Consider the following 17,299-nt stretch of genomic DNA (forward strand, 5'->3'; position numbering starts at 1 on the left):
GCGTCACAGAGTCGCCCGCCTCAACCGAGGCCTGATCAGCAACGGTCGCCGTGAAACCGGCGGCTTCAACACTACCCGTCTCGGCCGTCATCGCGAGCGAAGCGGCCTCAACCGACGCGACTTCCGCAGTGATCGACCGCTGCGCCGTGAGTGTCAACTCGTCTTTAGCCGTCAGTTTGGCACTGGAGGCGTCGATATCGGCAGCTTCAGCCGTGAGCGTGAGGGTACCTTCAGTCGCATCGATGGCAGCTCCGCGTGCGGAAAGCCCCTGCGCGGCTGCAGCACTCACCGTACCGCCCGAGAGAACTGCGCTGTCAAGCACCAGATTCTCACCAGCCGTGAGCGCGGCCGCTCCCTTAATCGTGCCCTTCAGTCCGGTTCCAATGAGGTTCTGCGCCGCAGTGATCGCGAGCGAAGCGGCCTCAACGGTGGAATTCGAGATCTCAACATTTGCGAGGCCCTGGAGTTCGACCTTGCCCGCTCTGGACTGGACCGTCGCATCGGCGAGATCAAGCGTCTCTTGAGACGAGATCTTCACGTCGTCCGCGGCTTCAATCGTGGAGCCGCCAGAGAGCGCGACGCCGCCGCCCACAGCGGAAATGAGTGTCCCCGCGCCAGCTTGGGTCTGGAGACCTGCCGCATTGATGCCGCCGCCCGTGGCGCCGATTTCGATCCGGCCGCCCGCACTGAGGTTGCCTTGAGTCGCGGTGACAGATTTACCAAGGAGCGATGCATTACCTGCAGCCTCAACAACGCCGCCCGTGAACTTAAGCTCGCCCGCCTTGGCGTCGAGCTTCACACCGCCCTTAGAGCGGACGGTCGAGTTGTCAGCAAGCTCGATCCCGGCCTCTTTCGACGTCACGTCGAGGTCCTTATCCTCACCCGTCGACTCCAAATTGCCCGTAAGCGTGATCTGCTTCACGGCGTCGAGCTCAACCGAATCGCCCTTCACGGCGCCGACTCTTAAGCCGCCCTCGGAGTCAATGTCCACCACACCCGAAGCGTTGATGCCGTTGATCGAGAGCACGTCCGATTCACCCATGCCGCGCAACCGCACGTTGCCCACGGACTCGGAGAAGTTCACCGTGGAGGCGGTGCCTACGCGCAGCGCAGTGTCTTCGGTGCCGAAGTCGCCGTGCACTTCGAAGTTGAGCGTCTGCCCTTTAATGTAGCCGAGCTCGTCGAAGTCGTTGTAGTCGTCGCCGAGCTTGTCGCCCGAGTACGCGTAGAGGTTTTTCGCCTTTAGCGAGACATCCTGGTCGCCCGCGAGCGAATAGAGCGTCATGTTGCCAAGCGCCCCGTTCGCATCAACGGCCTCAATGAAGATGTTGCCGCCCGCATTGACGGCGGCCCACTTTGCCGGATCCGAGTGGATCTTCAGGTAGGCTTCCGCGGCGCCGATGCCGCCCGTGCCGCCGCGCAGCGTCACGGTATTGCCGCTCACAAGCCCGGAACCCTCTGCCGCCGAGATGCCGCCGCGCGAAGTAACGCGCACGTCGCCCGTCTCGGAAACGATTTCCTTGACGGCAAGCCCTGAGCCTTTAGGCGACTCCAGGAAGATGTTGTCGCGGGCATTCACGGTGAGGTTCCCCGACGCCTCAATGGTGACGGGGATCTTGAGCGTGACGGAAACTTCTCCGTCCTTGCTCGAGAAGTCACCGACGTCGGCACGAGAAAGGGCTTTGAGGAGCGCAAGGCGCTTCGTCTCGTCCTCGTCCGAGAGACGTCCGGTGACGGTCTCACCCACTTCGCCCACCGAACCCGCGTTCGCTGTGTTGATCTTGACGTTCTTGCCCCGGATGTTCGTTTCGCGTGCGGCCGTGGTCGATGAGCCGTTCGAATTGATGATCGTGTCGGCGATCGAGTAAAGCAGGTCGTTCTCGGTCCAGCCGTACTTCGCGCGGCGCGCGAGAAGCCCGCCGAGATCCGATTTTTCGTCCTGCTCCATGGCCGAGACGGCCGCTTCAGCGCTCTCGAACTTCCCGTAAATCTCCTGCAGGTCTCCGTAGTCCTTCTTCTGGGCATCGGTGAGCTCACCGCCGAAGGCCTCGTAGGTCTTCATCCGGGCGTAGGCCTGCGTGATGCGGTTCTTTTCAGCCTCGACGTCCGCCTTCCAGAGCGTGTCACCCGTGCTCGAGCCATCCGCATTGATGAGGCCCGCACGTTTCCACGCCTCAAGGCGCTTTTCATCGGAGACGTTCGACGCATCCGCAGCGCCCGAAGCGTCGTAGACCGACCCGTTTTCCACCGTGAGAACCACGTCACCCGACTTCGATTCAATGAGGCCGAGACCGAGGTCGCCCGTAGAGGCCGACACTTCAACGTCCTTCAGGGCGGAAATATTGACGGCGTTGGTACCTGCGGCTTCGAGCTGCCTGAGGTCCTTCACCTTCACGCCGCCCTCGACGCTCGAGAGCGTCACGTCCTTGCCCTGCGCCTTCGCTGCCTGCAGGTCGCCGCGCACGGCGACGCTGAGGGTTGAGCCGGCGAGCAGTCCGTCCGAAGAAACACTGCGGCCTGCACCGAGGTTCGTGCCGTCGATGTGGATGTTCGCAGCCGTCGCTCCGAGCTTAAGTTCACCCGAGCCGCCCTTGAGGGCGATTGGACGGAGCGAAGAGCCGATGTCGCCCGTTGCGGTCAGATTAATCGTGTCGGCGCCGTTAAGCGACGCTCCGGCGCTCTCCGCACGAATGTCGCCGCCCGCATTCAGGCGGATGGTGCCGCCCTGAGCGGTAATCGAGTTGCCGAGGTGGATCGACCGGTTCGAGGTGATGTCCACGGTGTTCGAGCCCTGGATGAACCCGACTCCGACATCCTTGTCAGCCTTCACGGTGTAGGTCACCATGCGCTTCGAAGTCGTGTCGCGGGTGATCGTGTAGCTCGTCCACTTGTGGCAGCCGAGGAATCCCGTCTTCCACCTCTTCGTCTTCACCTGGTAGCCCGTGTCGGTCTGATCGAGCACGTCCATCCAGGCGTAGAAGTTGGCGTCCTTATCGCCGCCCTTGTTGGGGCGCGTCAGCCGGTCGGTGATCGTCGCCCCCGAATAGAGATCGCCGGACTTTGTAACCGTCGTTTTTTCGCTTTCAAAAGCGTCCTTGAGTTTGTCGTCGGCGGCGCCCCACCATTTCGCCATGTATTCGTAGTACTGCCTCTCAGTCGAGCCCGAAACCGTCCCCTCGGTCCAGACATAGAGGAGTCCTTTCTTGGGCGAATAGTTCTGGATGCCGTCCTTGACTGTTTCCGTCCCTATCGCTTGGCCGTTGTGACCCACCATATATTCGGTGGTCTGACCATCCTGCCAGCGCGTGACTTTGGCGGCCGTACCATCTTTTTGGCCGTCGCTCCAGAAGAGGTCGGTGAACTGCACGACGCCCTTTGAGCTTCCGGTGTCGATGCTGCCGGTGAGAACGTCGTGATTGCCGGCGTTAAACCGTACGTCAGCCGATCCGTCCGACGCAAAGATCCTGCCGCCGCCCGTACTGGCAATCTTGCCTGAGATGAAGATGCTCCCGCCTTCGGGGAGGACATCGTCCATGACGATCCGATCCTTCACCGGGTCATACCAGGCAGCGACGAGGAGCTTGTAGGAGCCGTCGTCCGTCTTCACAGCCTCTTCGGCCTGCAGTCGATAGGCGGAGCTCTTCACATCGATGTTGGTGGGGCTGCCCGCCCGACGCCAAGCCTCGCGGATCTCAGAAATCTTCGCCTCAAGCACGGTTTCGTTGATCTTGAGCTCATAGGTGTCGTAGCCCGACTGTACGGTGCCGTTGAGGTTGATGAGGTCGCCCGAGATGATGATGGCGCCGCCCGCCACCCATTTGCCGCCCGAAGGTGCTTGGGCATTGGAGGAGACGGAGGTCGTGCCGGGTGCGTGCGAAGCGTCGTAGTTATCCTTGCTGCTGATTTTGCCGATCTCGGTCTGCCACGCCTTCCCCGGAACATCGCCGCCGATGTTCGTGAGACCCGATGTGTAGGACTGCATGATCGAACCCTTTGCCGTCAAGGTGAGGGTGCCGGAGGCCCCCACGTCGCCGAGGGACACCAGATCGCCGTCCTTCGCCGAGATGCTTACGTCACCCGCGTTGTTGCGGATTTCGCCCGTGATGACCAAGTTCGTGGCAGGCTGCTTCACCGTCTCTTCAAACGGCTTCCCCTCTTCGTCCTTCGCGTGCTTCACGGTGTAGGAGCCCGTTTTGGCCTCCGACTCGATGCTGATCACCGGATCGGCCGTGTTGTCGCTCGAGCGAACGTTCCCTTGGAAGCCCGCCCCCTGGAGCGCACTTGCGTCGGCTGCAACGCCGTTAAGCTCAATTTCGCCGCCCTTGGCCTGAATCACGATGTCGCTCACCTTGAGCGAGGCGTTCGACTCGTTTTTGATCCACACGCCTTCGGCTGCGTTGGCGGAGATAGCCCCCGACCCCGTCACTTTGTCGGCGTTGAGCTTGATGCTGCCGCCCGAGACGGTAATGCCGTTTACGGCAACGTAGAGTTCCTCACTCTTTTCAATCGGCACGAAAGTGCGCCGCGTAACCGTTTGGCCGTTTTCCTTAAACGTGAGCGTCTCCCATTTGCCAAGCCCCTTTTGTTCCATCAGGGCGGCAAGCGCATTGAATTCGGCCTGATAGCCGACGATGGCTTCATCCTTCGCGCCCGTATATTCTGTGAGGATCTTCTCGAGCTCCGCGTAGCGCTTCCAGTACACGTTGCCTTCGGATTCGGAAACCGGGCCGGAGATGCTGTTGAGAATGCTCTTTTTCGCCTCTTCGCTGCCCGCCTCAACCTTGAGAGTGGGCTTGCTCTGCGAGCCCGTGATTTCTGCACCGCTCCCCTCGGGGTTGAGCAGCCCCGAGATCACGATGTCAGCCTTGGTGTTGACGCCTGCATCGATCGAACCCGTGACGTTGATGCAGCCCGTCTCTTCGACGGCAGCATCCTTCCTGCCGCTTCCCTTGACGGCGAGCGTCGACTTGTCGTCGGCTTTGAGCTGCCCCCAGTAGTGCGAAAGCGAGTCGCCCGTGATCATGTAGTCGCCCGAATCGCCCGTAACCGCCGTGTTGGTGGTCGAGACAACCTTGCCTGCGACGTCTACGAGGCCCGAAAGCGTCGTCTTCGCATTGAGGTCGGCACTGATGCCCGAGAGGAACGCGTAGGAGAAGGACTCCGCGCGGTTCTGCATCTCGAGCTTAGACTCCGTGCCGTCCGCAGCTGCGCCGGCATTGAGGAACACCTCACCGCCCGAGCGGATTTCGGCGCCCGACTTGAGGCTGACGGTGTTCGTGCGCTCCACCGTGACCTTGGCGTTCGAATTCGCGTTGGCAAGCGCCGAACCCTCAATGCGGGTGAGCGCCTCGTGCTCGAGCACGTCTTCGCCCGTAGCGGCAAGCGCCACAACGCCTTTGGCAGACTGCGTGCGCAGGACCGCCTCCGATTCGACCGAAACGGTGTTGGCGTTCTTCACTGAACTCTCAACTGTAGCGCCCAATGCATTGTAGGCGCCCGCGGTGCGCGCGAGCACGCGCACAGCCGCATCACCCGTGCTCTTCGCCTCGGCCGTGATCGAGTCGCCGGCAAAGAGCTTTGCCTTATTGCCTACCGACACGTCGGCAGAACGCTCCACCGTGTTTGTAAACTTGATGCCGCCGCCGGCAATCGCGCCGTAGACCTCAGACTTCACGAGATGGTCGCCCGAGGCGGCGCCGAGCGTCCAGGCGTTGAGCGCGCCAAGCTGCAGATCACCGCCAGCGGAGAGCGCGGCGCCGTCCGTCACCCGTACGGCCGTCGAGCCTTTCATGGTGTTCGTCCCCACGGCGCCCGAAAGCGCGGCAAGGCCGCCCTTGGTATTGTCGGCCGTCATGAGAAGGTCGGAATTGGACGCGGCCGCGAAGCTCATGTCACCGGCAGTCGTGAAGCTCCCCGCAACCTTCAGTGCGGCGCTCGAAGTGTCCTTGTGGGTGGTGTGCACCGCATCGTTGGCATCTGCGTTGATGAGAGCGCCCCCAGCGGATTCACCGAGAATCTTCGCGCTTTCGGCGTTTTCTACCGCAGCGTCAAGCTTTCCGAGCGTCGTCGCGCTGCCCTTAAGGGTCATTTTGGACTCGAGTCCGTGCACCACCGTGAGGTCGTTGCTGCCTGCTGCCAGAATGCCGCCCACCGTTACGGCGTTGGCCGAGGCGTCGTAGAGCCCGTAGCCGCCCGTGCGGAGTTGGGCCGCTGTGCCGGCGATCTTCTCTTCAGCCGCCCGGAACGCAGTGCCGTCAACGCTGAGAGAAGCCTTCGCCGTATTGCTCAGATTCACCGTATTGAAGCTAAGGCCTGCAACGACCGCGCCGCCATAGCCTTCAACGCGGCCCGTGAGGCGCAGCGCATCGGACGGTTTGTCCGTCTTTTCGCCAGCCAAAGCTGAGAGCTTCACTTCGCCGCTCTTGAGCTCACCGCCCGTAACGACAAGCGTCGCCTCGCCCGATTCGTCCGCCGTCGCCTTGACGACGCCCGCGGAGGCACCCAAAGCGCCGCCCGCAGCGTAGGACTTGACGCGGAGTTCGGGGTGAAGGTTCACCGCCGTCTCAAAAGAGGCGCCGGATGCAGAGACGTTCGTGAGCTTTGCCTCTGCCTTGCCGCTGTCGGTGATCTCCGTGACGGCGCCCGCACCCGCCACCGCGCCGCCGTAGCCAGCCGTTGCTTCTGCCTGGAGGCGCTGCGCACGGTCAACGGTCGCTTTGACGCTGCCTTCGAAGTTCGATTGATCTAGCTTCACAACAACCGAGGAAGCATCCTTGATCTTCGCGATCTGCGCGCCGGCGGCCACCGCACCTGCGGCAACACCGAAGGCGTCGGCCGTTACGGACGAGTCGTTCTTCGCCGTGATTTGAACCGAATTGCCCTTGACATTAGCCTCGTTCTCAACAACAGCAGTCACGCCGCCCGAGACTTGCTCGCGCACGTAGGAGGCGTTGCCGCCCACTAAACCCGCAGATCCCTGATAAACCTGGAGACTGTCGTCAGCTCCGGCGCTTGCCGTGATCTCCGCAGTCTTTGTGGTGATCCCGCCGCCGCTCATCGTGACGGAGGCACCCACCACGCGCTCGACGGTGACCACCGACGCGCCGATGCCGACGGCGCCCGCCGTGGCGAGTCCGAGTTTTGCGTCAATGCCTGAACCCGCCTTGTCATCTTCTTTCGCAGCAAGGGTGACTGAGTTTGAGCCCTCGAAGGTCGAATCGACCGACATCACGCCCGTGCCCTTGACGAGATTCGACTTGGCTTCGGTTTCGGACGTCACTCCTCCATCAGAAGCGCCGCCCGCGGCGCCCGTCGTCAGATCCTCCTTTGAGAGTGCGCCGTAGTCGCCCTTGAATTTTTCAAGTGTCTTGGACGTACCCGCATTCTCCGCATCGCCCTCGCCCAAGAGCTCCGCATAGGTCCCCGCCCCGCCCACGCGGGTCGAGAAGACGTTCGCAGCGAGTCCGGCCCCCAGCGAGGCAGAAGCCGAGACGAGGGTCGACTTGGCCTTTCGGTCGGCAAGAGCCTCGACCTTGACGTCCGTGCCCTTAAGGGCAGCATTCTTCACCATCGTGCCGACGTTTCCGGCCATGGTGTTCACCGCCACGGTCGCGCCGGCAGCGACGTATTTGGCCACGGCTGCAGAGACGGCGACGAGCTCTATCGAGTCGTCGTTCTTCGCCGAGAGCGTCACCTGATTCTTGCCGTCACCCAATTGGGCATCATCCACGAGAACGAGCGTTTCGCCCGCCGTCTCGTTGATATAGACAGTGCCGGCTACAGCACCGGCGCCCGACGCAGCCGCGGCGCCGCCGTATTCGTCCCAGTCGAGCGTGCGTCCCGCTTCAATCGAGACCGCGCCCGCGGGGTTGACGACGCTCTTGCCATCAACCACAGACTTCACGACCACGTCGGCCGTATTGATCGCAACCGTCGCGGCGCCGGCCATAGCACCCGCACCGGCCGCCGACACGCCGAGATTGGTGATTCGCCCGAGGTAGTCCGCTTTCTGCGTATAAGCGCCGCCCTCGACCGTTGAGTTCGTCAAGGCGGTCACGACCGAGGACTTCTGGTTTGCGATGGCCACGACCGCATCAACCGCAAGGGCGCCTGCACCGCCCGCGGCGATTGTGAGATTCGAAACACCTTCCTTCGCTTCAGCGCCAAGCGTCGTTGCCGCGGCGGACTTGAGCGAAGCGTTTTCAATCGCCGCACGCGTCGCGTGCGCCGCATCGGTCTGCGTCACCGACCCATTGGCGCTCATCGCCCCGGCGCCGCCCGCCGTGACGAGTACGCTCGAGAAGTTCGCGTAGTCACCCGCCTCAACGGCGAGCTTGCCGACGGATTCAAGCGTGGAATTGGCGACGCCCGCTTCGGTCTTGCCCGCATGCGTGACGATCGAGGCCGTTCCTGCGGCCTGCGCGCTCCCCGCGCCGCCACCGTTGATCGTAAGCGTCTTATAGGTCGTCGCAGAAGTGGCCGCAACCGCAATGCCGTCCACCGTCTCTTCGGTGCGTTTGTCTTCAAGGCTCGTTTGGACATTGAGCGCACCCTGCTCAACGATCGCGTTGTTGATGTGCGCGTCGTCTACGCCCGACTTCATCGTGAGCGTCCCGGTACCCTTTCCGGTTTCCTTGACAGTTGAGCCGCTCACCGTCGCCGTGGTTGCCCCCGAGCGTTCGCTCATCGCGACGGATAGCCCGAGCGCAATCGTCCCGGCGCCCACAGCCTGACCGGCATAGGTGCCGATCACATCGTCGGATTCAGCGTGCACCGCGACAGCATCAGCCGCTTGCAGGATCGAATTCGTCAGCGCAGCCGACGTGTTGCCCGTGATCGTGTTGAAGGCCGTGGAGCCTGCAACCGCTACCGTGCCCGCGCCCGCGCCGCCCACGCCGATCGTGTCGATGTCGTTGGCCGAGTGGGCTGCCACGTTGAGCGAACTCACGCCCGCCTTGAGGCCGTGTGCGCCTGCTGCGACGTCCACATCGATGGTATTGACGGCAACACCGGCCCCAAGGGCCGCAGCCTGACTCGCAGCCGCTACGAGAGCCAGATTGTCAATGTCAGCGCGGCTCTCGGCGCGCACGACGACGTCGCCCGCACCTTCAATGGTCTCATCGGCTGCACCCTCTTGATTGTTTGTTTTCAGCCCCGTGAGGTCTGCCGCAACCTTGCGTTCCACGACATTCTTCGCCGCGGCTCCCGAGAGTCCCACCGTGCCGCCCGCACCTACGGCGAGCGTGAGGGTGGAGACGTGATCTTGGGCTTCGGCCGACACGCCAACATCCGTCTTCTCGTTTGAGGCGAGAAGCGTGAGTCCGTTCACGTCCGCGTTGGTTCTTCCGCGGCTCGAGGCGAAGGCAAGTCCAGCACCCGCGGCAGCGCCCGGCTTCACTGCGGCCGAGACGGCGCCCGAGAGCGTCCAGAGTTCGGAATCGTCACGCGCTTGAGCGTCAAAATGCCCAAGCCCGTCGAGCGTCACCGCGTCGACGTCGATCTGCGCATTTCCGACGGCGCGGTTCACCGCGACGCTCGCACCCAGTGCTACGTTCGAAGCGACGGTCGCCGCGGCGGCGGCCGTCCAAATTTCGGACTTGTTCTCGGCGAGGAGTCCGAGGGCGCCCGGCACTGTCGAGCCGTTACCCGCAGAGGCGCCCTTAAAGCTCGAAATCGTCGAATTGTTGAGTGTCGTCAGGGCATTGTTCTCAACTTCAGCCACCACGACAGCGGCCCCAAAGCCGCCCCCGCCCGCTGAAACCTGCGCGCTCACGTTGCCCGCGACGTTCACGGTCTTGGCATTCGTCTGCGCGGCGAGCACTGCACGGACCGCATCGTCCTTCATCGCACCGGCCGTAAGGGTGAGGTATTCGGCCGAAGCCTGAGCCGTCTGCTTCACGTCTGAGACGATCACCGAACCGGAAGCCGCGAAGTTGCCGGAGGTGCCCGCGGCGCCCGCGGCGACAGCAACCGTCACGACGTCGCTTTGTGCCTTTTCGCTAAAAAGCCCCGAGCCGTCGTGCGTCACCGTGAGACCATTCGACGAAGCGCCGAAGGTGTTTTCAAAGTTCGTAACCACAACGCCGGCACCGCCCGCGCCGCCCGAGGAACCGCCCGTCGCCGCAACGGAAAGCGCCGCGGAGACCTGCGTCATGCCCGAACCAGCCAGGAAGCCGGAGCGGAGGTCGCGGTAATTTTTGCCTGAGTCGTCCTTGGCGATCTGAACGCCATCGAGAAGAGAGCGGTTCAAAAGCTCATCCTCTTCCACGAGTCCCGTGCGGCCCTTTGCGCGTTCGGCGTAGGCATGCGCTTCCTCGCCCTCGCCCGTGCCGGCATCGCGTGCGGTGATCGTGAAAGATCCGTCCTTCGCGAGCGAAGCCTGCGACTTCTCAACCGTCGCATTCACGCGGTTGGTGATGTTCGCCGAGATGATCGAGCCGTTTAATGCCGCACCCGAACCGCTGCCCACAGCGGCCTGCACGCCCACCGCGGTATTGACTTGCGTGAGCGAAGCGAGCGCCTTCACGTCAACAGACTTCGCGTTTGTGAAGCTCGCATCCTTGGTCGTCGAGGCGACGGTGTTGTCGATGTCCGCCACGGCTACGGCAGCGCCCGCAGCGCCGGAGAAGCCGCCCGAAGCAGAGGCGACGCCGACGGTGGTGCCGCCCGTCACCTGAACTTCGCCCGTCCAGGCAGTCTGCGCGTATTCAAATTTGCCTGTTGTGTTCCCGCCGGACAAACCTTCAACATCTGCACGGACGGTGTTGTCAATGAGGTTCACCGAGACGCCCGCGTCGATCGCGTCGGCAGGGCCGCGCGAGGTCGAGACGGCAACGCCGAGCCCCTGGGTAACGGTCGTGCCGTTGACGAGCGAATAAACGCCCATGTCCTCAACGTTCTCCGAGAGCGACACATTCTTAAGGGTCAGGCGGTTTTCCGCATTGTTTTGGTTCACAGCGGCAGCGCCGCCGATTCCGACCGACGTACCCGATCCGCCCTTCGAGACAGAAACGGCTGCGCCACCCGCAAAGGCGCCGACCCACTTGTTCGTCACCGACTCGACGGCCGTCTTTTGGGCGTCGAGCGTAATCTTTCCAGCCGAAGCGCCTTCAATGTGAAGGACATTCGATTCGGCCACATCGTTCCAGGCGAAGGATCCTGCCGCAGAGAGCTGGAAGCTCGATCCGGCAGCCTGAACGCCTGATTTGACGCTGTCGGCGGAGGCAATGCCTGACGATCGTTCCCCAGTCTCGAGTCCAGAGTAGCTCCCGTCGGTACCGGCAGCATCGCCGCGGGCCTGAGCCGCCGCCTCACCTGCGCCCTTCGTAACTGCGCCCTGCAGAGCGCCGCCTTCGGCAAGACCAGACGCGGCGTCCTTAAGCGCCTTTGAGCCCGTCTGTTCCCCAAGAGCGCTGAGGCCGCCCGCCGCATCGGGCTTCTTGGTGTTGGCAGAGCCGGACCCGGAAACGCCTGCCTGACCGGCGAGTCCGACGGCATTGAGGTTGAGGCCGCTTTCAGCCGTGAGGGCAAGTGTACCGTCCGCTTTGAGCTCACCCGCGCCGTAGTTCCCAATACTCGACGTCCCGTCAAGGTCCTTCATTTCGAGCGTATTGCCGAAAGACCCGAGATTCACTGCGACGCCCGCCCCCACGGCGTTTGCCGCCCCCTGCGCGCTCTTCACAAAGGAGAGTGCGCCGGCAGCAGTCTGCACCGAATCGTCTCGCAGAGCCTTCATCGTAAGGTCGCCCGACCGTGCTTCAATCCGTGCCTCGTCGTCAATGGCGATGCGGTTCTTTGCATCAGCTTCCGTGACGGCCGCCATGCCCGACGCTGAAAGCGTGCCCGTGTTGTAGCCCGCGGACGCGGCGATGGTGACGCCGTCCAATTCATCGTTCGCGGTGAGGTCCGTCTTGGTGCCGGAAAGCGCTGCGCCCTCCTTCACGAGAATGAGATTGTCGGTGCCGAGCTCGTGATAGACCACCGAAGCGCCGAGGGACGTGCCCTTGTCGATGGTCGGAAGCGGCACGCCCAAGAAGTCGTCGAGCTGCCCGCTCATAGCGATGCTTTCATTGCGGCTCGTCGCCGTAAGCCCAAGGGCTTGGGCCGACTCGAGGGCCGCCCCTGCGCCCACTTCAACTGTGCTCTTCGTCGTCTGATCGAGTACCGCGAGCGAGCCCGCGACGGAGAAGGGATTATCGACCTGCGCCTCGTTCGTCTTGCCGGCTGCCGAAACAAAGGCGTTGGTGTAGCTTGCCGGATTGAGGAAATCGAGAACGCTCATGCCGAAGTCGATGAGGTCCGGTGCGGTTTCCGTACCTTTAACCGCGAGCGACATGAGGGCCTTCAAGGTGCTGGAGAATTCTTCAAAGGCGGTCTGGAGCTGAGTGATGCCGGTCGTAAAATTCTCTGCTTTGCCCACCGCATCGAAGGCTTCGACCATCTTGTCCTTGGCAGCCCTGAAGGCGGCGAGCTCGTCCTTATAGCCTTCTGCGGAGAAATGATCCGCGTAGGCGTTGAAGCAGTCAATGAGCTCCTTTTTAAGGAACTTGAACCGGTCCTTGTTGATCAGCGCTTCGGAGGAAAGCGTGAGGTCGCCTGAGCTCTTCGTCGTGATCGAGGCGCCCTCGCCCACTGTCACGCTTGCGAGCGAGGAGGCACCTTTGCCCGCTTCATTGATGAGAATCGCGAGCGCACCCTGCTTGTCTTTCCCTGCGTTAGCCTTCTCGCTGTCGATAACCTGCTTCGTCACCGCCTCGTAGTGGTGGTCAGCGAGGTCAGACTTCGCTTCAACGGTGAACTTTCCTGTTGACTGAAGCTGCACCTTCGGTGCGATCGTCACCGTCGCCGACTGAGCGTTCTCCACGTAGGCGGCCGCACCGCCGAACTGGAGCTTCTGGGTCGTGGCGCTCCCGTCCGCGGAAGTGTCGAACACGCGGGCGACCGATTCAGCCACCTTGCTCAAGGCAAGGTTCGACCCGAAATCCTGGATCTTCATCTTGAAGCCGTAGTCGCCCACGGTGGTCTTTGCCCCGACCTTGAGGGTTTCCGTCTCGTTCGTCGCACGTACGTCTGCCGTCCCCGAGGTCGTGAAGCCCGCGCCGAGATTCGTTTGGGCCGAAGCGTTGAACTTCGTGATGTTCACCGCGAGGGCGATGTTGCCCGTGGGCGGCGTATTTGTTTCTGCGTCCGTCTCAACGCGGTTTGTCTGCTTGGCCTCCGCGGTCACCTTGGAGGGCCCCTGCGCACTCGTGCCGGCCGCGCCAATCCTTGCGCCGTCGGCAACGGAAACGGTTGTCCCTGCATCCAGGTCCGCATAGATGAAGCTCGCCTGCGGCGCCTTCGTCGCCGAAGTAGCCGCCTTCACGCTGGCATCCACGTTAAGGTCGCCGGCTGCAGCGAGCTTGAGTTCGCCGTCGGTTGCAAGCGCCCCCTTGATCTCCACGGCACTCGTGTTCTTCACGCGCATCGCTGCGGCAGAGACCACCGGGATCGATTCGGCCTTGCCCCAATTAAGGAAGTTCTTAAACCCGGACTGGTCGCCCACCTTGAGGTCGGAGTGCGCCTCGCTCTCAAGGGTGAGCCCCTTCACACCGGTCACTTCGGCCTTTTCGCCTACCGTAACCCGCGCGTCGGCCGACATGTCCACATATTCGATCGTGCCCGCATCAATCGGCACCAATCCGCTCTGGATCGTCTCGAGCGCCTTCCCGGTGAAGCTCTTCGAATGGTCAACAATATTGAAGGCTCGAGCCTCGGCAGTCAGTTTTCCTTCGGCGCGCACGGTGCCCGAGAGCTCAACGGAAGCCGAAACATCACGGCCTTCGCCGTCACTTGACATGAAGAGAATCGGGTCGTCCGCACGCGGATTGAGAGCGCCGTTGCCGGCATGGGCCTTCGCCGTGAGGTTGCCCGCAGCCTTGACGACCGCTCCTTCCTCAACCACCACGCTCGCGGCAACCGCCCCTCCCTTGCCGTCCGTCTTCTCTCCGGACTCCGGAGCCTGCGTTTGAGCCTTTGCGACAAGATCGCCTGCCGCGCGTGCGAAAAGAAGTACGTCGCCAGTTTTGGGATCGGTCTTGAAAGCGAGGTCCTTTTCGAGGTTGGCCGAAGTGGTCATCTGTCCGTCTTTGTCGCGGATATTGACGAGGTCCTGGAAGTTGGTTACGCCCGTTGTGAGGCGCGCGCCCGAAGTGATTTGGACGCTCCCTGCGAGCAGTGCGAGGCTGTTGCCCGCGTTGATGCTGCCCTGGACGGTGATCACGCCCGCAGGATTGATCGGCACGCCCTCACCCGTGCGGAGGTTTTGGAGAAAGGCGTCATTGAAGGCCGTCGGCTGATCACCGTTGGCGAGGTTCGACCACGTTTCGAACTGATCCTGCGTCGTGATCGTCGTTGTGAGGCTGCCGGCGTTGATGACGCCCGTCGTTCCCACCACCATGCCGACCGGGGAGACGAAATAGAGGTCGCCGCCGATCTTATTGTTCTTCACGGCGTTCACGACGCCGTTAATCTCGATCTGTACATTGACGAGGTTGAGGAGCTGCTGGCCACTACCAAACTGCAGATTCGCAATCTGACCCGCATTCACCGTGAACTGGCTGAACTTGTTGATGCCGGTCTTGCCGTCGTTGACGAACTTGGAGGTCGTGACGTTGAAGACCTTGCCCGTTTGGTCCGCCTTCACGGTGGTGCTGCCCCATCCGCTCACGACACCGACGTCCGCGGCCGAGACACTCCCGGCAGCCAGAGCCGAAAGGAGGAGCGCCGAGAGGCCCTTTTGGACCGTTGAGCGCACTTTGCCCTTGCCAAAGGCGGTCTTCGTTTCATCCGTCGCAACAAACTGTCCGCGGGCCTTGTTCCAGAGTACCTTGAAGATCGCGTTCATACATCACCTCAATCAATTCTTCGTCCGGGCGTTCCTGCGCCCGTCGTCCGCGGCCCTGTGCGTCACCAGGACGCCGTCACCGCCAAGTCGAAGCGCGCCTTGTCCGCACGCCCGCCTGCACCGAGATTTCTAATGAGCGGGAAGCCCGCCGTTGCCGTCACTGAGGCGCCCTTCCAAAGGGGCCAGGTTGCGCCGAGCCCCGTGGAAGCGAGTTCGCGACGGCTGTAGGAGGAGGTCCCTGCAAGCCGCCCCGCATCGAGGAAGGCAAAGAGCGCCGTGCGGGGACCCGCAGGCGCCCAGGAGGCCTCAAAGTTCACGTAGGCGCCCGCCTCGGCCGAGAGCACGTCGTTGTCATAACCGCGAACGCCGCTCGTGTGGCCGAGATAAAAGTACTGCGACGAGGAGAGCGGATCGCCGTCGATGACCGCCTGCCAGGCGCCCGAAACGGAAACCCGCCAGTCGGGCGCGGCCTGCACCCGCCAGAGGGCGCTCCCCGTAAGAATGTTCTGCTCCCAGCGCTCCTCGAAGGTGCGCTCCTTCACGCGGCCATGCCCGAGGGCAGTCGTGAAGTAAAAGACCGACTGGCTGCCGAAGACAATCGCCTCGACGCCCGCCCGAGCGGTATCAATCTCCACGTCGTTAATCGTCACCGCAAAGAAGTCTGTCTCGCTCTTCTGTCGCGACCATTCGCCCCAAAGGGTCCACTTCTGCTGTGGGGTGACGTAAACCGGGTGCTCCAGCCGCAAGGCATAGTATTCAGAATCCCCTTCGACGTCGCCCGCGGTGGAAGGTCCCGCAATGACGTCCACGCTGCCGATGGAGACGCTCGCCGTGAGGCGCGTGCCCATCGAATTGAGCGGCATCCCGTAGCTCCCGTAGAAGCTTCGGCTCCCTTCGCTTACGAGGCCGAGGAGCGTCGCCGCATCGCGCCGCCCGAAGACGCTCCGGTTCGTGATCGAAACGCCTGCCCGGGGACGCCCTGTCGAGCGGGGACCCAGGGTGTCGGCGAAAAAGGTCGCGCCCCAGTTGGGCGGCTCCGTCGTGCGGATTTCATAGTCCGTGGTGCCCGGCGCCTCACCGGCGTGGATGTCCACCGAAAGTTCGACGTCGTTCGTCATGTTGAAGCGTACGAGCGCGTCGCTCATCTCGCGGTAGTTCGCGACTTCACCCTGCTTGAGATCGAAAGCGCCGAGGATGTAGCCCGCGCTCGTATGTTCGGCGCCCGAAACCGTCGTACGCCCCGTGCGCCCTTCGACGAGCGTTACCAACAGCCGGCCGCCCCGGATGCGCTGGGGCGCGAGACGTGCTTCACAGACAACGTAGCCTTTTTCACGGTAAAGGGCGTTCACCGCCTCGAGCATTGCCTTCAGATCCGCTATCGCGACGTCGCGTCCCACGAAGGGTGCGGTCACGCGCGTGAACTCCTCGTCTGAAAGAATCGCCGAGGGCGTGTGCGTCACAGCTTCGAGCCGGAAGCGGAAAGCCCCCGCGGGAACCGCCGGCTCCTGAGCCGCAGGGGGAGGCGCTGCTTCACGGCGCTGCGCCTCAAGCGAATTCACCTCGCCCTCGAGCCGCCGCCATTCGACTTCGTCGCGAAGCTGGCGTAGATTGCGGGTCGCCTGATTCCCCTGTCTCCCCTGTCCGGCTTCCATGAGGGAGGGGGCAGCCTGAACGGCCGGTACAGCTGCAATAAGTGGGCCAAGAACAAACCCGGCCGTGCAGACGCAGACGCCGAGCGATCGGCCTGCGGCCGCTGCCCTGAGGATGTTCCTTCTCTTCATGTCCGCCCTCCTTTTTCTTCAGACTGAGGCTTACGACGGGCTAAGGAGACCCAACAAACCTTTTTTGAGTATAACCTCAGTAGTTCGATCAAGAATAGGCCTTGGTATCCTAAAAGTCGGATATTTTGGGAATCTTCCGTCTCTTTCGACCCGGACGCCGGCTTCAGCGCGGCGGTCGGACTACTCACGGCGCCGACAGGCCCGATCAACGGAGATTTTAGAGAATCAGGCAATTTTCTTCGATACAGCCCTTGTGGATTTTCGAAAGAAACGCGGTTTTTCGAAGAGAAAAAGGCAGTCCTGAGGCGCCCTCGCCCCGTTGCGGCGGCGCGGGGACGTCTTCCGGCGTGAGCACGCCCGGGGCGCGCGGCTGATTCCCGCTCTTCGTGATGAGGGCCGAGGGAAAACGGCCGAACTCCAAGGGAATCCGACCGCAGAAGGGAATTGCCGAAGGCAGGTGTGCTCCCGGCCCGGAGAGCCCGAACCGGAAGTTTTGAGTTAGACCACTACTTCGCGCTCCCCCACACGTCGCCCCAGCTCCCCGTGAGCGCGCCCTTGGCGTAGTCAACCACGCGCTGCTCGAAAAAACCAGAGGTGCCGTCTTGAAGTCTTCCTGCAGTCTACTCAGGAACTG

At 62.7% G+C, this 17,299-nt stretch carries 2 protein-coding genes; both read right to left on the reverse strand.

What is annotated here, in order from left to right; genetic code table 11:
* Positions 1–14,884: leukotoxin LktA family filamentous adhesin (locus tag ACT6Y9_RS02705; protein WP_443743420.1), on the reverse strand; the 14,884-nt coding region annotated here is incomplete at its 3' end.
* A gap of 62 nt (positions 14,885–14,946) precedes the next feature.
* The gene (locus tag ACT6Y9_RS02710) at positions 14,947–16,536 is read right to left on the reverse strand and encodes a ShlB/FhaC/HecB family hemolysin secretion/activation protein (protein WP_443743421.1); all 1,590 of its coding nucleotides are present in this window, start codon (positions 16,534–16,536) and stop codon (positions 14,947–14,949) included.
* Positions 16,537–17,299: the final 763 nt, after the last annotated feature.

The sequence above is a fragment of the Sutterella sp. genome, from assembly GCF_052272535.1.
Lineage (GTDB): Bacteria > Pseudomonadota > Gammaproteobacteria > Burkholderiales > Burkholderiaceae_F > Sutterella.